The 18,352-nt window shown below is 37.1% G+C and carries 15 protein-coding genes; all 15 read right to left on the reverse strand.

Features of this window, described 5'->3' with window-relative positions:
- Positions 1 to 2,669 (reverse strand): YDG domain-containing protein (locus tag ACYQ1N_RS06060; protein WP_459833952.1); only part of this gene is annotated, 2,669 nt, incomplete at its 3' end.
- A 340-nt stretch (positions 2,670 to 3,009) separates the two neighbouring features.
- Positions 3,010 to 3,639: a cytidylate kinase-like family protein gene (locus tag ACYQ1N_RS06065; protein ID WP_459833954.1), complete on the reverse strand. Its 630-nt coding sequence runs from the start codon at positions 3,637 to 3,639 to the stop codon at positions 3,010 to 3,012.
- A gap of 2 nt (positions 3,640 to 3,641) precedes the next feature.
- The gene (locus ACYQ1N_RS06070; RefSeq protein WP_459833956.1) at positions 3,642 to 4,673 is read right to left on the reverse strand and encodes an RluA family pseudouridine synthase; all 1,032 of its coding nucleotides are present in this window, start codon (positions 4,671 to 4,673) and stop codon (positions 3,642 to 3,644) included.
- 1 nt (position 4,674) lies between these two features.
- Positions 4,675 to 5,187, reverse strand: coding sequence for a signal peptidase II (gene lspA, locus ACYQ1N_RS06075; RefSeq protein ID WP_459833958.1), 513 nt, complete (start codon positions 5,185 to 5,187; stop codon positions 4,675 to 4,677).
- On the reverse strand, positions 5,174 to 6,283 hold the full coding sequence (gene aroB / locus ACYQ1N_RS06080; protein ID WP_459833960.1) for a 3-dehydroquinate synthase: 1,110 nt from the start codon (positions 6,281 to 6,283) through the stop codon (positions 5,174 to 5,176). Before aroB ends, lspA begins: the two co-directional genes overlap by 14 nt.
- Before the next feature lie 30 nt (positions 6,284 to 6,313).
- Entirely contained in the window at positions 6,314 to 6,862 is a 549-nt protein-coding gene (locus ACYQ1N_RS06085) for a cell division protein SepF (protein ID WP_459833962.1), read from the reverse strand.
- Between the two features lie 23 nt (positions 6,863 to 6,885).
- Entirely contained in the window at positions 6,886 to 7,575 is a 690-nt protein-coding gene (locus ACYQ1N_RS06090; protein WP_459833964.1) for a YggS family pyridoxal phosphate-dependent enzyme, read from the reverse strand.
- Between the two features lie 15 nt (positions 7,576 to 7,590).
- Positions 7,591 to 8,901 (reverse strand): biotin/lipoyl attachment domain-containing protein, encoded by a 1,311-nt coding sequence (locus ACYQ1N_RS06095; RefSeq protein WP_459833966.1) that lies wholly within the window; start codon positions 8,899 to 8,901, stop codon positions 7,591 to 7,593.
- Between the two features lie 9 nt (positions 8,902 to 8,910).
- Entirely contained in the window at positions 8,911 to 10,098 is a 1,188-nt protein-coding gene (locus ACYQ1N_RS06100) for an FtsW/RodA/SpoVE family cell cycle protein (RefSeq protein ID WP_459833968.1), read from the reverse strand.
- Positions 10,098 to 12,875: a penicillin-binding transpeptidase domain-containing protein gene (locus ACYQ1N_RS06105; RefSeq protein ID WP_459833970.1), complete on the reverse strand. Its 2,778-nt coding sequence runs from the start codon at positions 12,873 to 12,875 to the stop codon at positions 10,098 to 10,100. The genes ACYQ1N_RS06100 and ACYQ1N_RS06105 overlap by 1 nt, the downstream gene beginning before the upstream one ends.
- Positions 12,856 to 13,386 (reverse strand): rod shape-determining protein MreD, encoded by a 531-nt coding sequence (gene mreD, locus ACYQ1N_RS06110; RefSeq protein ID WP_459833972.1) that lies wholly within the window; start codon positions 13,384 to 13,386, stop codon positions 12,856 to 12,858. Before mreD ends, ACYQ1N_RS06105 begins: the two co-directional genes overlap by 20 nt.
- Positions 13,387 to 13,399: 13 nt before the next feature.
- A complete protein-coding gene (gene mreC, locus ACYQ1N_RS06115; RefSeq protein WP_459833974.1) occupies positions 13,400 to 14,254 on the reverse strand; it encodes a rod shape-determining protein MreC in 855 nt (284 codons plus the stop codon).
- Positions 14,255 to 14,272: 18 nt separating this feature from the next.
- Positions 14,273 to 15,295 (reverse strand): rod shape-determining protein MreB, encoded by a 1,023-nt coding sequence (gene mreB / locus ACYQ1N_RS06120; RefSeq protein ID WP_459833976.1) that lies wholly within the window; start codon positions 15,293 to 15,295, stop codon positions 14,273 to 14,275.
- Positions 15,296 to 15,314: 19 nt separating this feature from the next.
- Positions 15,315 to 16,010, reverse strand: coding sequence for a RadC family protein (gene radC, locus ACYQ1N_RS06125; protein ID WP_459833978.1), 696 nt, complete (start codon positions 16,008 to 16,010; stop codon positions 15,315 to 15,317).
- Positions 16,011 to 16,262: 252 nt separating this feature from the next.
- The gene (locus ACYQ1N_RS06130; RefSeq protein ID WP_459833980.1) at positions 16,263 to 18,248 is read right to left on the reverse strand and encodes a DUF6020 family protein; all 1,986 of its coding nucleotides are present in this window, start codon (positions 18,246 to 18,248) and stop codon (positions 16,263 to 16,265) included.
- Positions 18,249 to 18,352 lie beyond the last annotated feature (104 nt).

Consider the following 18,352-nt stretch of genomic DNA (forward strand, 5'->3'; position numbering starts at 1 on the left):
TCGGATTTAAGAGGATTCGTTCTGTCCTTCTTCTCATCTCCGTCACTTACTCCGTCTCCGTCTGTATCGGCTTTAAGTGGATCCGTTCCGTCTTTCTTCTCGTCTCCGTCGTTTACTCCGTCGTCGTCTGTATCAGGTTTAAGAGGATTCGTTCCGTCTTCTGTTTCCTTATCATCCGCTACTCCGTCATTATCAGAATCCCAGTCCGGATTATGTGTGATATTGTATAACTTATTGACGGTTCCGCTGTAGTTACCCTTACCTTCTATTCTTACGGTATATTCTCCGACTTCCTTACATTCGGTTACATTATTATCTTTCAATATATAACTTATTTCGTAATCCGTACCTTGAACCAAAGTCTGATTTGTTGATTTATCTTTTACGGTTACGACAGGATTTTGGACGTTTCCGTTATATATATTTTCCGATGTTACGGTAATTTCATAAGCGGATAAATCATCCGTAATTGCCTTTTGGTTTATTGTTGCCAATACGTATGTCTGCTGTCCGCTTGATGCAAGAGAATAATTATCGGCATTCGTTCCCAAAAGTGAAAGATTTGTAATATTTACACGTTTGTTATTTCCGACTTCCGGACTTTCAAATGTTCCGACTCCCGATACGGTAATATTGTCCGAATTTACTGTTCCGACAATATTTACTGAGCTGAAATCAAGTTGCGCACCTGTATTACCGTCAAATACTTTATTTTTGACTTTTATACCTGAAACCGTAACCTGCTTTTTATTAATTGTATATGTATTGCTTACGGATCCGGTGTAATTACCCTTACCCGTAACGGTTACCGTATACGTTCCCGCATTTTTACATTCGGAAACGGATTGTCCGTTAACGGAGTATGTAACCGTATAATCAATATCCTTACGTAATGTGTTCCCACTTGTGGAATCGGTTATGTTTAATGTCGGGTTCTGAACATTTCCGTTGTATGTAACACTTGCATTTACAACATTCGCCTTAAACGAACCCTGAGTAATATTCGCTTTTAATGTAATATTCTTGTTTGTCAAATTGTAATTGGAAGCTCCCGTTCCGGTAAGACTTAAACTTACGGCTACGTTTTTGTTATTTCCCACATCAGCAGTGTCAAATGAAGCACTTCCCGTCACCCCTACATTATCTCCGGAGAAAGTGCCTAAAGTTACTTTTGTAAAGTCTATTTGTGCATCTGTGACGCCGTCATAAACTTTATTTTTTATACTGATGTTTGAAGCCGTGATATCCGCCTTATTTATGGTATATGTTTTTGAAACGGAGCCCGTATAATTGCCTTTACCGGCAACTGTTACCGTATATGTTCCCGCATTCTTACAATCGTTTACTGTTTGTCCGTTAAATGAATAAGTTACGGTATAATCGGTACCTTCATTGATTACCGTGCCGTCGGGAGCTTTTACCGTAACGGTCGGATTGTTTGTATTCCCCGTATATGTTCCGGCAGCTATGTCGTCAACGGTAAATGTACTTTGCAATATATTGCCGTTTAATGTTTTTGTTACATTTTGTGATTCGTTAATAATATAATTATGAGCTTTGCTTCCCGTAAGAGTGAGCGGTTTAAGCGTTACACTTTTATTGTTTCCCGCATCGGCGGTTTCAAAATCAGCCGAGTATGAGATTTGCACATTCGGTTCGTCTCCCGAAACAAGTCCCGTAACAGACAACCGACCCGTATCAAGCTGAGCAGAAGTGCTTCTGTCATATGTCTTATCAAGAATCTTATATGTTCCCGATATATTAACCTGCTTTTGATTTATCCAATAATATGTAACCTGTTCTCCGCCGTACAATCCCTTACCGACAAACTTAATAAGATACCTTCCCGCATCGACACAATTTGTTACAACTTCTCCGCTGCTTTCGTATACATATTGAACATCATAATCCGTGCCTTTAACGAGGGTAACTCCTCTTTTGCTGTCTGTTAACGTCTGATTTGCAACATCATCAGGATTATGTGTATTTCCGTCATAATCGGAAGCCGTTCCGGGAGAAGTGCTTACTCTTCCGTCACCTATGTCATATATACCTGCTCCGTAATTAAACTCAATCTCTCCGATTGTATGAAAATCTTTGCTGAGAGATTTTGATGAACCGTCATTTGTCACATCAACTGTTGTAAAAAGTCCGTTGGATAATTTCAAATATCTTATGTAATAATCGTCATTACTGTGTTTAACGGTTACATTAATCATTTTATTTATATTGTCATTTATGTTTAAATAATATTTTGAAGCGGTACTGTTATATGATAAGCGCATCTGTTCGTTGTTCGACGGCGTAATAGTAACCGTGACACCGTTCGGAAAGACAGCTTCGGCCTTAGTGGAAACCATGGTTCCGTCCTGATTCGTAAATCCGCTTAATTCGGCTTCGTATGCATCTGCATCGTCAGGTGCAGTGTTTTGTAAATAAACTTTGTTATCCTTTATTATAAAATCATATATTTGGCTGGTCGTTGCATATGCCGCATTTGATATAACATGTTCAGGGCTTTCAACTTTATCGCTTGATGAGATTCCGTCCTGTGCCATAACCGGGGCCGTAACTCCTATTGCAGTCGCCAGTGCGCCGGATAAAATAAGCGCATTGACTTTTTTCATACTTCCGTTGACTTTGCTTTTCCTGTTTCTGATTTTTTTCATAGCAATATTCCTCAATTACAGTAAAGATATTAATTTAGTCTTAATAAGTTTTTATACTTATAAAACTTTTATAAATATAAAAACTGTCTTTTTTGTAATTGTATAACTATTAACAATATTTTTTTTACTTATTTGTGCGTAATTTAATACATTTATGTTACAAATGCATTATTTACAAATTTTACCGTTGACATAAACAGTATCTGTTACTAAAATTAACGTCACACAAAACTTTTTCTACAAAACAAACAAAAGCAAGCGTACGGTTATATCAAGGTTTTATTGATATAACCGTACGCTTGCTTTACAAAATGAAATATTTAAGTAAGGTATTAACCCGTCAAATGTCTTTTTTCTTTATCATTGCATACATTTGAATAAGTTCTACCGCTTTATTTAACCCTAATTTACTTGAATCAAAACAGAGATCGTATGTATTGGCATCTCCCCACTTTCTCTCGGTATAAAAGTTATAATAATTTGCTCTCTTCTTATCTGTCTTTTTAATTATTTTTTCGGCCTTTTTTTCATCTAATTCGTATATTCTCTTTATTCTGGATATTCTTTTTTCAAAAGGAGCATGAATAAATACGCTGATAAGATCCGGATCGTCTTCCAATGTATAATCAGCGCATCTTCCGATAATTACGCATGATTCGCGGGCCGCAATTTCCTTGATTACATCCTGCTGAGCATTGAATACTTTTTCATTAAGCGGAGTTTCCGTATAAACGCCTGCAGGATAACCGTATGAATATGATTCCATAGCCAAAGTATATATAAGACTGTTTGATCTTGACTCATCCTGCGCCTTAAGCACTTCCTCACTGAGTCCGCTTTCCTTTGCGGCAAGTTCAATAAGCTGCTTATCGTAACATTTAACGCCCAATGTTTTAGCTAATTCTATTCCTATTTCATGACCGCCGCTTCCAAATTCACGACCTATTGTGATAATAAATCTACCCTTCACCTTTAAATACCGCCTTTCTTTTTTATGAATTCGATGCAATCCCTAAAATACTTTGGTAACTCCGAAGTAAATTCCATATATTCTCCTGTGGAAGGATGTAAAAAGCCTATGGTTCTTGCATGAAGCATTTGTCCTCCGGAAGAAAATCTTCCAAGCATTGCACCTGTATTGGAATAAACTTCGTCTCCCAAAATCGGATGTCCGATACTTTTCATATGGACTCTTATTTGATGTGTCCTTCCCGTTTCAAGTATACACTCAATATTGGCAAATGTACCTATATTTTCCAAAACTTTATAATGCGTAACGGCTCTCTTTCCGTTAATACGATCAATTACGATTTTCTTTCTGTCTACGCTTCCCCTGGCAAGAGGTGCATCAACAACCCCCTCTTCTTCCCTGAAACCGTTAAGAACGATTGCCTCGTATTTTCTTGTCATTCCGTGACACGCCAACTGTTCCGCCAACTTAACATGAGCATTGTTGTTTTTTGCACATACAATCAATCCTGAAGTATCTCTGTCGATTCGATGGACAATTCCGGGTCTGTCTTCTCCGTTTAAATCAGATAAACCGTCTCTTCCGTATTTGTACAATAAAGCATTCACCAATGTATCGTCATAATGACCGGCAGCCGGATGAACGACCATACCTCTGTCCTTATTTACCACAACAACATCTTCGTCCTCATATATAATATTAACGGGTATATTTACCGGCAGTATTTCCTTCTCGTCATTATCGGGTATGTTGACTAAAACACTGTCTCCCGAAGAAACGGTAAAATTCGGTTTAACAACGGAATATTCGGAAAATAAATCTTCATTCTTCTCCGTACAAATTTCATCGGAAACATTGTTGTCCGAAACATTACGCAACAATATTTCCGTGTCGGTATCGATATTACGCGGAAAAACATATACATTTCCCGACTTAATAATCTTCTGAGCCGCCGATCTGGATATTTCTGTATTATTCGAAATAAATGTATCCAATCTTATTTTTTCATCTGCTTTTAGTATTAATCTTTCCATGTTATCTCTTTAATTTAAGGAATGCATAATCCTTTTCTCTGTATATAAATATAAGTGAAATAATAAGCAATACCGCTCCTATTGTTACAAATATATCAGCTACATTGAATACCGGAAAATCTATTCCGTAAAAATAAATAAAATCACGAACATAAGACAGCCACAGTCTGTCAATTAAATTGCCCAATGCACCTGTAAACAGACATATTATTGTTGCCAAAAGCATTCCGTAATGTTTAGTTGCGGGCATTTTGATCAGAACATAAATCATAAAAATTATTGCCGCTATTGCAATCACGGAAAATATTATTCCCGCTCCGGAGAACATACCCCATGCGGCGCCTTCGTTTCTGATAAATAAAAGCTCCAAAACACCGTCAATAAGAACTATGGGCTTTTTCCCTTCAAGAGTGGTTTGCGCAATAAACTTTGTCAGCAGATCCGTAAATAAAAAAAGTGAAGAAAGTGCAATAAATATGGAATATTTTATAATGTTATTTTTATTTGTATTCATTTTGCTCCTTATTCATTATTGCGGATAAACCGTAAAGCATTTCATCATCCGTAATATCTCTTACGATTATTCCGTTTCCGAGTCCGTCAAGAAGAATAAATTTGACAATACCTTTATCCATTTTTTTGTCGGATTTTGTGGCTGCTATTATCTCATCGGCATTCAGATATGAAATGTCCAGATTATATCCCAATCTTTCAAACAGTTCATAAATTCTGTTATAATCGTCTTCGCTTATCAGCTTTCTTGAAAGACTTATTTTCAGTGCCGCAACCATTCCCAATACCACACATTCCCCGTGTAATATCCTGAAACCGGCGCATTTTTCAATGGCATGTCCCAAAGTGTGACCGAAATTAAGCAATGCTCTCTCTCCGAATTCCTTTGGATCTCTTTCCACAACACCTTTTTTAATCTTACAGCTGCCCGTTACAATATGAGACAGTGCATCCGTATCTTTATCAATAATCTTACATGTGTTATCTTCGATAAAATTCAAAAGAGCCGCATCTCTGATTAAGGCGGTTTTAATCACTTCCCCGAGTCCCGATAAAAATTGTCTGTTATCGAGTGTATTAACGGTATCCATATTCATATAAACCAGAGACGGCTGATGAAATGCCCCCACCATGTTTTTGTAACCTCTGAAATCGACTCCGGTTTTTCCGCCTATACTTGAATCAGTCTGTGCAAGAAGTGTCGTAGGTACCTGTATAAAACCGATTCCTCTCAAATATGTTGCCGCCGTAAAACCGGTAAGATCTCCGACCACTCCTCCTCCGAGAGCAATTAAAATATCTCTCCTCTCCATATGCTTTTCAATAAGGAATTCATATAAATCCTGAACCGTATTAAGGTTCTTATTCTCCTCTCCTGCATTGAAAACAAAAGAAAAACATACATTACCGCATTCTTCAACAATATTCTTTATCTTATCCATATATAAAGGTGCCACATTACTGTCTGAAACTATGCAAACTTTTTGCCCATTTGACAAAAATGGTTTCAAGAACTTTGAAAATTCCTGAAACCCCTTTGTAATATTAATTTCATACAGTATGTCATCACCATTTTTTACATTTATGATTTCCGACATAACTATCTCCGTATTAATAATTATATTGTATTAAAACTTATATTCATATTTGCTTCCCGATGCCATTGAGGAAACGGGATTTGAATCTACGGAAGTCTCTCCGAACATACCCATGGCTTTTTCAAAATCACCGGATAACTGAACATCCTTAGGCGTAACAATATAAATAAAGTTTGTGATGCTGTGGAATTTACCGTCAATCGCACAGCATGTTCCGGCTGAATAATCAATTATTCTCTGTGAAAGATTATAATCGATTCCCTCCAAATTAAGAATTACGGCTCTTCCCGATAACAATGTCTTTGTAATCTCTTCACCGTCGTTAATTGAATTAGGTTTAATAACTACTACTTCCATCTGTTTTGTTCTCGTTGTACGAATAGGAACTACATTGTCGTTTCTTGATTCGTACTCATCTTCTTTGTATAAATCTTCTGAGTCGTCCTTTTTAGAAAAAAATCCACGCTTACGCTTAGTAGCCTTAGGTTCCTCATCCACATCATACTTTTCAGGTTCGTATAATTCCTCTTCGTCCTCTACATCTTCCTTGAAAAGGTTCTTCAACGCTCCGAATGCCATACCGACTGCCTCCACTCACATACTCAATTATAATTTCTTGCACCAAATATTGCCGTTCCGACTCTGACATGAGTCGCCCCCTCTTCTACTGCAACTACATAATCATTCGTCATTCCCATAGATAGCCCAGTAATATTTACATTATCAATGTTTTTCGCATTTATGTCAACACTTAACGACTTCATTTCCCTAAAGTAAATACGATTTTCTTCAGGATCGGCAACATACGGAGCGCTTGTCATGAGACCTGTCAGTTTAACGCCTTTCATAACGCTTACCTTTTCGGCAAAATCAAAGACCTCATCGCGTTTGAAACCGAATTTTGATTCCTCGCCGGCGATGTTTACCTCGGCCATAATCTCTGTTACTATACCTGATTTAACGGAGCGCTCATTTATTTCTTCCGCCAGTCTTATGCTGTCAACTGAGTGAATGCAGGCAACTTTACCCACCAGATATTTTACCTTGTTTCTCTGAAGGTGACCTATCATATGCCACCTTATGTCCTTTGGCATTATTTCGATTTTATCGACTAATTCCTGAACATAGTTTTCACCGAAATCTCTTACACCCTCATTATATACTTCAGATAACATTTCCACCGGCTTTGTTTTGCTTACGGCTATCAATGTTACGTCTTTTGGATCTCTGCCCGCTCTCTTACAGGCTTCCGATATATTTTTTTTAACTTCGTTTAATGAATCTTTTAACATATGTCTTTATCTCTCTTAATAAACAACTTCATCCGAACTATAATCTGCGGCATTTAAAAGTATTCTGTCGTAAATTGAAAGGCTTTGTTCATATCCGTACTTAATAATGGAATACTCTTTATTCTGATCCAGTATTTCAACCGGTTTAAATACCGTATATCCCGTATTTACACTGTATACGCCTGTAAGTCTTTCAATTTTCCCAACGGTATATGTTTCGCTTGAATCCGGTTTTTTCAACACCGTACCGCTGCTCATGCGGCGGGTTCTTATATAACAGTTTTCATTGTCCGTCTTTGTAATAACAGGCGTTATAAATGTCACGTTTGAACCGTTTTGCTGAAAGAAACCGTATTCTCCGGACGCTCCCTTTGTAAGATAATCCGCAGGAACCACATACATATCTTCAACCGCTAATGAAGAATTGGGAATCTTAAGTCCGCTTACATTATTGGATGTAATTTCAATATTGGCATATCTGTCCGAGAGGTAGTATTCAATATACTTGTTCAGCGTTATTTTTCCGTACTTTTTGCCGTTTTTTTCAAGAATTTCGAAATTACCTCTTGTTACAACATTATTTTTCCCTAATCTGAGGGAAACGCCATTTACATCGTCAAGACCGTATTCGGATATTATACTGTCATCCAGTTTGATATAAATATTCCAATCTTCGCTTGTCACAATCTTGTATGCAGGCTTACCCGCTTCCACTTTATTGTTGTCAGCGGTTTTTACGGGTTTTATTTCATTATTTTTGTCAAACATCGAATCACTCAGCGAATCTTCATTAATATTTTCCTGTCCGTCCACCCGATATTCAACATATCCCGTAACCTGAGCATTTACCGTGTTTATATCGTTACCCCCGTTTGTAACGTCATTGTGAGCACTTACAAGGATGGTATTTATCATATTCCTGGTATCATACAGTGAACCGAATCCGTCCGTATCATAATTGGTTACATATGATTTCAGTGCACTTCTCAACTGATCTATTCTTGTACTTGTAAGCTGAGTCTTGTCTTTGCCGAGTTCCTCTTCCACATTTCCCATTGCATAAATGGGATCATCCACTTTCACTCTCGCACCCTCATTTTGAAAATATGATATGGTTCCGCTGTTTTCGGCATTATAAACTTTTTCCTGTCTCATTACCAAACCACGGGCGGTATATGTCTGAGAAAGCCCTCCGGCAACTACCTCATATATTGCTGTTGTCGGTCTGAAAAGAATCATTACCGAAAAGCTTATTGCATAAGCGATTACAATTATGAAAATAATTATTGCCGCTTTCGGTTTTGCCGAATATCTTTTTCTTGCCATAATTACTCCTTACAGTCTGAGTCTGTGGGTCTTCTTCTCATCATCTCTGACTTCTTCGATGTCCACTATGCCGCTTATGAATAAATCTTTATCTTTAACCTGTCCGTTTTGCAAACTTATATTTAATACTATCCCCATTGAGGTATACAGAGTAATAAGAGAGCTCAGTCCGTAACTGAAAAACGGCAATGCCAGTCCGGTATTAGGCAGCAACTGAGTTACAACACCTATATTAAAGAATGTTTGAAAACCTATATATGACGCAATTCCTATGACTATCAGTCTTCCCGCATAGTCTCTGGTTTTGATTGCAATATATATACATACAAATACAATGGCAGCCAGAAGGCCTATGGCTATTACCGAGCCTATGAATCCAAGCTGCTCTCCTAAAGCCGCAAAAACGAAATCCGTATGCGCTTCGGCAATGTAATTGGAATTAAGGAGTGATGACGGGTCATCATTATCTAATCCCTTGCCGGTCAATCCTCCGGATCCGATGGCCTGAACCGCATATTTCTGCTGATAGACATTATCGTCATAATTTTCAGGGTTTATAAACGCCATTACCCTTCGCCACTGATAAGGTTTTAACAGTTTCTGATTGGGATTTTGTATGTAAATAAATAACCCAACCGCTACGGGAACCGCAACCATCATTATTTTCCCCAATTTCTTATATGGAAAACCGGCCGTATATAAAACAACAAACAATGTCAAAAACAGTAATATCGTCTGTGAAAGATCGGGCTGTGAAACAATAAGCAAAAGCGGAACCGCAAGTATTGCATTTACAAAAACCAGAAATTTCCATGAATTCAGCTTCCCCTTATTGGTATAAAGCAGCTGAGCAAGAAACAGTATAAGCATAAGCTTTCCCATTTCGGAAGGCTGAATTCTAAACGCGCCGCTTCCGAGCCAACGGGTTGCGCCGCCCGCCGATACACCGAACAGCTTTACTCCTACCAGCAGTAAAACAAGTAATATATACAGCACTCTGTAATATTTCAAAATAAAATGATAATCAACGAATGACAAAAACGTCATCCAAAGTAATGCCATAACAATGCCGCCGGCCTGTTTTACCGTGTATGATGAATCTGCACTGTTAATTATTAACAGTCCGAAAATCGAAGTTATTACAACAAGCGTTACAAGCGCATAGTTGTAGCTTCGCAAGTTGTATTTTTTAAACATTAATTATTGGCTCCATTCTTAAAATCTTTGAAATACCACTCATAAAAAGCGGCTGCACTCTGTGCATTATATGTTGATGTGTATCCGTTCGGAATCTCAATGGAAAGAGCAATTTCCGGATTGTCGTAAGGTGCATACGATACAAATGTACCGTTATCCATTGTGGTTTTATTGACCTGTGACGTACCTGTTTTTCCCGCTACCTTCAGTGACTCCAATCCGCTGAATGTCTTGTAATGCTGCACTGCAAGAATCATTCCGTCGTGAACGGCCTTCCATGCCGTATCTGAAATATAATTCATTTCATTTGATAAAACACTGTTTGTTTCTTTTATGGTCTTTCCCGAATTATCCGTAACTTTAAGAACAAGATGGGTTTCGTAACTCTTTCCGCCGTTTGCAATGGTAGATACATACCTTGAAAGATTAAGACAAGAATACTGTGCCGTACCCTGTCCTATCGCAGATGCAATGGCATTTGTATCAGACGCTTTCGGCGTGGATTCCGGTATTTCTATTCCCGATTTTACGGAAAGTCCCAAATCATCCGTATATTTTTTGAGTATATCCGTTCCGTAGTCCGAATCGTATGACCCGTCTTTGCTCTTTGCAAGATCATAACCTATTGAATAGAAGAATACATTGCACGAATCCCTGAGGGCGGTTTGAACTGTTTCATTGCCGTGTTCTCCGGGATAAACCGAACATCTCGGCGAAGGCGTAACCTCGGTAAATAAACCGCTGCAATATATCTGTGTATAAGGATCGATTATTCCATTGTTAAGTCCCGCTAATGCCGTGGCCATTTTAAATGTGGAACCCGGCATAGTTTGAGCCTGAGTTGCCCAGTTAAGCAACGGCTTAGAAGCATTTTTGCTTATTTGATTGTAATAATCCACATCCATGTTTCCGCTTAATTTGTTGGTATCATAACCCGGATAAGACACCAGTGCCAACAGCTGTCCGTTATTGGGATCCTCAAGAACGGCCGCACCGGAACTCGGAGCAATACCCAGAGTACCAGGCGTTAAAAGCTTATTGTTCATTGCCGTTCTTATAAAGTCGCTTGCGGATAATGTCCAATTTGACAATGAGTTATAATAATCATCCTTTTGTAAATACCCCTGATCGTATAAAAGCATACACATTTCTCTGCCCGAAACGGTTCCGTCCTGAATCAGATACTTAAAGATATTAAGACAAAACTTTCTGTCTTCCTTAACCTTTTCAGTAATATATGATGTTATTTTTGAGTATACTTCGGAAAGATCCGTATATTGACTGTCGGAGATTTCTGAAAGATCAACCCATCCGTTTGTTATACAGTGCTCTATAAATGCTTTAAAACTTATGTCTTCGCCGCTGTTCCATTTTACGGTTACGGGATCTTCGTTGTTCATAAGATCGGTTCTTATAATTTTGTTCTCTGTGAGAATTTCATATGCTCTCCATATATAGGACTTATTCTCATCCGAAAGATCCTTGTAATTTGTACCCTGACCGTTAAGTTCACCTGAAAGCCAGTCGGTTTTTTCTTTTAATCTTTCTTCATATCTTCCGTTAACGCTCTTCTCTAAATCCGTTGTAGGATTTCGCAACTTATCAAAGGATACCAAATCGTTATCTATCAGTGCGAAATATACTTCAGGCATTAATATATACAGATCTATAAGTGCTCCGCCTGAATCATATACATACTTTTCACCGCTCTCTTTCAGGTGCGCAAGCACTATTTCGGTGAGCTTTTCCTCAAGCAGGTCGTATAACTTTTTCTGAAGCCTTGAATCTATTGTGAGATATACGTCATGTCCGGCGACGGACTGTGTTTCGCCGATAACTTCTGTTATTCTTCCCACAGTATCCAGATATACCTGTTTTTCTCCCTTTTTACCCGCAAGGTCCATTTCAAACGCTTCTTCTATTCCGCCCTTTCCGACTAAATCCGTGTTGTCATATGAAGAATTTTCTTTACGTAGTTCATCCAACTGATCCGTGCTTACAACTCCCGTATATCCCATAAGTGCGGAATAATACTTACTGTCGTTGTATCTTCGTACATATTGACTGTCAACCGTTACACCGGTAAACGTGTTCTGATTCTCCGATATGGCGGCGATACTTGCCTCGGAAATTTCACTTGCTATGGTTATCGGTTTATATCTGGTATAAGAATTAGCGGTAAGATTCATTCTTAAATACAGCAATTCCAATAAATCATCCGGAGACAGTTTATCCGTATTTATTTGATAATTGGTTATCATATATTTCATCAGTTCATCAGCGGATGAATTCTTCTGTTCATCGGTTAAATCCGAAATTGCTGCCTTCCCGTAACAATCTCTCAGAAAACCAAGCCTTGTGTTTCCCTCAACATTATATTCGTATTTACCGTTTTCATATGATATTCCGAATGTATTGGTGTATTTGTCTCCGTTTTTACTGAGTATAGCCAATGTTTTTATAATTGAATTATTGATGGCTTCATTTTTTTCGGTTTTATTCTTAAATGAACCTGAGTCACTTATGTTTACGGCATATACTATATCGTCGTAAGCAAGCAGCACTCCGTTTCTGTCAAATATTCTTCCTCTTGACGCAGGTGTGCTGATTACCTTTTCAATTGATGAATTCAACGATTGCTTATATTCATTTCCCCTGATTATCTGCAGGTTAAACAAATGGACAACAAGTATGGAAAAAAGAACCGCCATAACAACAATAAGTACGGAAACCCTGTTGTTAAAAAATGACTTCAGGCTATTTTTTAATTTCTTCATCTATATTCACCGCCTTACTTTTCTTCTTATCTAAAATATTATTTAATAATCTGATAGGTTTATAAATAATCAAAGCTACGATTACTGTATAGACGACTTCCGGCATAATAATTCTTATAATGAAAAAATCGGCTATAATTCGGTTGTGTAATAAAAACTGAACTACAAATGACAGAAACCCGTATGAAAATGTTCCCGCCGCCGTCAAAAATAACGGAATAATAAAATTACTTTCTTCATATTGATTAAAAAACATGCCGCATATATAACCGATTACCGTATATATAAGCATGGTGAATCCCAATAATCCCGAAAAAAATATATCATATATAAAACCGGAAAATATTCCTACAAACATCCCCTCTTTTTTGCCTTTTAACAACCCAAAAAAGACAGGCAGAATAATCAGTAAATTAGGAGCTATTCCGCCTATCCTTATGTAATTAAAAAGTGTAACCTGCAGAATATAAAACCCGAATATGAGGCCGATTTCTGAGAATTTTCTTTTCATGTCAATCTCCCGCTTATCCGTTGGTAAGCTGATCTTTAGTCGTTGTAATAACCACAACGTCTGTCAGATGGTCAAAGTCCGCCGCCGGAACAAGATTTCCGGATTTTGAGAGTCCGGAATCATCTGACGTTATATCCTTAACATATCCGACCAACAATCCGGGAAGATATTTACTGCTTATGTTACTTGTGACAATTTTATCACCGCTCTTAATTCCCGCATTGGATTTAATTCGACTCAGCTTTATAATACCCGAATCCATAAGTGTAATATCACCCTCAACAATACACTGGTCTTTGGTTCTCTCATCCATTGCCGCAACATTTGAATTGTCTGCAACAATTGTAGTAACAACAGAATAAGAATCATAAACTTCCGTTACTATCCCCACAAGTCCCTTGTCGGTTATTACATTCATGTCAACTTTAATTCCTTTTTTGCTTCCCTGATCAATGGTGAAGCTCTGATTCCAGTTGGTCGATGTGGTACCTATTACTCTTGCACCCACTTTTGTATATGATGAAAGCTGACTTTCCATACCGTAAAAGTTTCTCAAGTCGGAAAGTTCATCCGCATCGCTTTTTAATGCGTCATTTTCCGCTTTTAATGATGCAACCTGAGATTCAAGTTCTTTATTTTGAGTTTGAAGTTCCTCTAACGTCTTCTTTTTATTGTCATCATCCGTCAAACCGGAACCGATTGAATTGATACCGTTTTGAATCGGCACCACTATGTATGAAAACACATTTCTTAACGGTGTAATCAGCTTATCCGTAAAGAAGCTCGTTGCCGTAAGAACAACACAGAAAAAAACTACTGCAAGAAGAATTCTTTTCGGTGTAAAAAACTTGGATAATTTATTTTTCATAAATATACTCTTTATCGATTAATCAAAAACCTTATCTCTAGGTATATATGCAAGACTGTTAAATGAAGGATTATTTACAACTTCAGTCAGTCCTCTGATTATACTCTCCTGAGGATTTTCCACCAATCTCGCCTCTATTCCCGTTTCAGACTTAAACAGTTCTTCAAGATGACTTATATTAGATGTTCCTCCCGTAAGATAGATCCCGTCCTTAACAATATCTGCAGCGAGTTCCGGAGGAGTTCTCTCAAGCATAACTTTTACTGAGTCCATAATCTGGTGCAGCGGATCTGATATTGCATTTTGGATAACCTTGGACGATACCTTAACGCTTACCGGAAGACCGGAAATAACATTTCTTCCGTATCCGTCGGTAAATATTTCTTCTGTTTCATCCGAGCAAACAGCACTTCCGAGTTCAATCTTTAACTTTTCGGCAGTTCTCTTTCCTATAATCAGATTATATTCTTTTCTGATTGCGGCAATGATACTTTCATCTAATTTAGATCCGCCTATCTTAATTGTTCTGCTGATTACAATTCCGCCCAGGGATAAAACGGAAATCTCCGTGGTCTCGGCACCTATGTTAACTACCATAATTCCCTTTGACGATGTAACATCAAGACCTGCTCCGATTGCATCGGCAACCGGTTTGTCAACTACGTATACATTGCCGGTTTTAATTTTTGATTTAAGAACAAGTTCGTAAAAAGCTCTTTTTTCAACTTCCGTAACATCTGTAGGTATCGCAATATAGAAATCTGCAGCTCCGGAAGCCTTCTTCGTTTCACTGATTTTTTCATAGAATTTATAAATCAATGACTGCATATTCTGAATATCTGCTATAACTCCGAACTTTACCGGAAACGAAACGTCGATATTGACCGGTGCTTTTTCATACATTTCATATGCTTCGTCACCGAATGCAATTATCTCCTTATTTCTTAAAGCAATAATATTTCTTTCGTTAAGAATGGTTTCGTCACAGCACATCTTAAAATTACTTGTACCAATATCGAGACCGTATGTATTCTGAGCCATTTCTTCTCCTTTCAGAAGACTAACACTTACCTGTTTCTTTTAAACTTATATATTGATTATTACCTATTATTATATGATCCAAAAGAGGTATATCAACTATTTCCGCAGCACGCTTTAACCTGTCAGTGAAATTATAGTCATCATTACTCGGCGTTGGATCGCCGCTTGGATGATTATGTATTACAACAATAAATACGGCTTTATGCTTCAGAGCTTCTATAATTATCTCTCTCGGAGAAATTACAGAGCTGTTAACGGTCCCCTGTGACACAAATTTATCGCAGATTAATCTGCATTTGTTGTCCAATATGACCAATAATACCTTTTCAACTTCAAGGTGCATCATGTCCTGCATGTAATAATCGGCTATTATCTTTGGATTCGAAAAGCATTTTCTTTCGCTTACACTTCCCTTTGAGAGTCTCTTAGCCAACTCGATTATAGCCCGAATCTGTATTGCTTTGACTTTTCCTATTCCCTTAATCCTCATAAGTTCATGGATTTCCGCATTACACAGACCGACTATTCCGTCTTTTCCGGCAAAGGCTCTTAGGACTTCCGATGACAGAGATGTTGCATCCGCTCCCTTTGTACCCGTCCTCAGAATAATTGCAAGAAGTTCCGCATCGCTTAGAGCGGAAATCCCGTATTTCATGCTTTTTTCATACGGACGCGGATTAACGTCATATGAATTATTATTCATGCCAATGTTCAATTATTACTCCTTATCCTTGGGCAGAGATAAAGCCTAATAAACAATATAAGATTATATCACATGTGTTTAAATTATAATTATTAAATAAAAGTTAAGTATGGTATTAATTTGCAATAATTGAGGATGCAATAAAAAATCATATGAATTTAAAGCCAATATAGCAATAAAGTCATATGATTTTTTGAATAACCATCTATTTGTTTTAATATCTATGACTATTTCTAATTCAACATAATCTACTTTTTAATATCATTATGGTATATCATCCGTAATTTTTTTATCGTCCCGCTCCTTATCAATAAATCCAAATATTGCCAATAGCATCGGAAGTGATGCAGCAACTGGAGCAAAATATCTAAAGCAATCATTTACAGGAGATGCTATACATGTAAGTATAAGAAGTTCAACCATAATAACAGGTAAAAGATATATATATTTCTTTTTACGGATTAATATCCAACCTATAAGAACCGTCAGCCATGTATAAAGAGCTATTACATCCGTTAAGCTTAAAAATAATGTGTTATCCCACACTGTTGTCCACTGCTGCATAGCTTCTCTCGCATTATCTAAATCCGGATTTTCGTAATGAAGTTCCGGAAATTCTTCTCCAAACATTTCTGAACTTGCCCAGTTCCATATTGTCATTCCAGAATTCATATTTCCGGAACCAAACGGTAATTTCGGTGTGAAGGAATAGTATCCATATGTAGAAGCAATGATCGCCGATAAGTAGCTTTCGGGATATTTCGATGCCATTTCAAACCAAGTATTCAGCCATGCTCTCCACTCATCTGACTTAAAGCTAAAACCGCTTTTTGCACGACCTTTAACCGGATCCGATACCGTTGGATTATAGGCCTTTCCGAGCTCTTCTATAGGAAATACGGCATCAATAGCTTTATACTCCTCTTCTGTAAGTTCATCCTTATGTTCCTTAACAGTGCGCGCAGTCACTTGATATGGCAATGACATCATTTCATTCGAAGAAGCCTTTTTTACTCCAAGACCTTTATATAAATATTGATTATATCCAAATACGCATACAAACGCTAAAATAATAATTCCAATTTTATATAGCTTAATTTTTTTAACAAGACAAAAAACAACCATTACTATTGCAACAGGAATTATACAATATATGTAATTATTTCTATACAACGATGCAACAAATACTGCAATTGCGAAATTAACATAATCCATCACTTTATCATCATGATTTTTTATCTTATATATAAGAGTTATAAAGCTAATCACACAATATGTAAATAAAGCTGCTGCAAAAGTATCCTTAAATCCATGTTTAGCATATGCAGCCCATACCGGTGTTATTGCGAAATATATAAGTACCAATCTATAAAATAATTTTCTTATACCAGCTTTACGAAGCATATTTACACCGGCGGCATATATAAATGCCATGATAATGTCTCTAATAAGAACATATAAAAATATCCCAAAATTGGCACTTCCCATCTGTTTGCCCAAAGAATAAAACATTGCTAGTATTGTATTGGCAAACCACGGATGGTGATTTATTTGTTCTATTTTCCCAAAATACAAAGCAAGCTGCCAATACACATCGTTATCCATACTTGCAGGATAATATATTATTAACCAAGGTATCCAACATAAAAAGATAATAATGGCAGAAGATATAAAAAAATGAGAACTACACCAAGCCCATAATCTATTCCAAAATGAATTCTTTGATGATTCAGTTTTTCGGTCAGATTCCTTACCGGATTCGCATTTTGCACTTTTATTATTGTCTATAGAAGCTTTAAGTAATCGGTATTCAACAAAATACCATACCCAATAGGCTGCAAGTAAAAAAGCAACAGTCCAACCTAACATGACAATTATTATCCAAAATGTGTACACACCACCGTAAACATTAGGTAATTTGTCCATATGATACATACAAAGTCCAAGAACATTTAATATTCCAAAAATAGGTGCTATGAAGAAAATTAATTTACCATATTTAAAGTTATATCTTCCCATATGCTTTAGCGTTTTATATACAACAAAGATTATGCAAGCACATATAAATGCATGAACAATCCTGTATCCATTTAAAACCTGTGATGTAATAGAAAATGCCCTTGCTACAAAACCACTTTTTTCTAAAGCGGGGGATAATTCTACAGCCTTATATTGAAAAAAGAAAGTATAAGTAAGTAATATTCCTATAATGATACTTTTTATTCTTCTTCGAATTATATTATTAGTCATTTCAAACTTTATCCTTATTCAGTAGATATCTTTTGATATCCTCACATTTTATCAATTCCATCTCAAATTCCTGCCTATTTCTTAATTGTATCGATGCAAGAATC

The sequence above is a fragment of the Howardella ureilytica genome (genome assembly GCF_054657495.1).

Excerpts from the sequence above, each read along its gene's own strand:
- ACYQ1N_RS06070 (WP_459833956.1), bottom strand. The coding sequence starts at position 4,673 with ATGGAAAGATTAATACTAAAAGCAGATGAAAAAATAAGATTGGATACA.
- lspA (WP_459833958.1), bottom strand. The coding sequence starts at position 5,187 with ATGAATACAAATAAAAATAACATTATAAAATATTCCATATTTATTGCA.
- aroB (WP_459833960.1), bottom strand. The coding sequence starts at position 6,283 with ATGTCGGAAATCATAAATGTAAAAAATGGTGATGACATACTGTATGAA.
- ACYQ1N_RS06085 (WP_459833962.1), bottom strand. The coding sequence starts at position 6,862 with ATGGCATTCGGAGCGTTGAAGAACCTTTTCAAGGAAGATGTAGAGGAC.
- ACYQ1N_RS06090 (WP_459833964.1), bottom strand. The coding sequence starts at position 7,575 with ATGTTAAAAGATTCATTAAACGAAGTTAAAAAAAATATATCGGAAGCC.
- ACYQ1N_RS06095 (WP_459833966.1), bottom strand. The coding sequence starts at position 8,901 with ATGGCAAGAAAAAGATATTCGGCAAAACCGAAAGCGGCAATAATTATT.
- ACYQ1N_RS06100 (WP_459833968.1), bottom strand. The coding sequence starts at position 10,098 with ATGTTTAAAAAATACAACTTGCGAAGCTACAACTATGCGCTTGTAACG.
- ACYQ1N_RS06105 (WP_459833970.1), bottom strand. The coding sequence starts at position 12,875 with ATGAAGAAATTAAAAAATAGCCTGAAGTCATTTTTTAACAACAGGGTT.
- mreD (WP_459833972.1), bottom strand. The coding sequence starts at position 13,386 with ATGAAAAGAAAATTCTCAGAAATCGGCCTCATATTCGGGTTTTATATT.
- mreC (WP_459833974.1), bottom strand. The coding sequence starts at position 14,254 with ATGAAAAATAAATTATCCAAGTTTTTTACACCGAAAAGAATTCTTCTT.
- mreB (WP_459833976.1), bottom strand. The coding sequence starts at position 15,295 with ATGGCTCAGAATACATACGGTCTCGATATTGGTACAAGTAATTTTAAG.
- ACYQ1N_RS06130 (WP_459833980.1), bottom strand. The coding sequence starts at position 18,248 with ATGACTAATAATATAATTCGAAGAAGAATAAAAAGTATCATTATAGGA.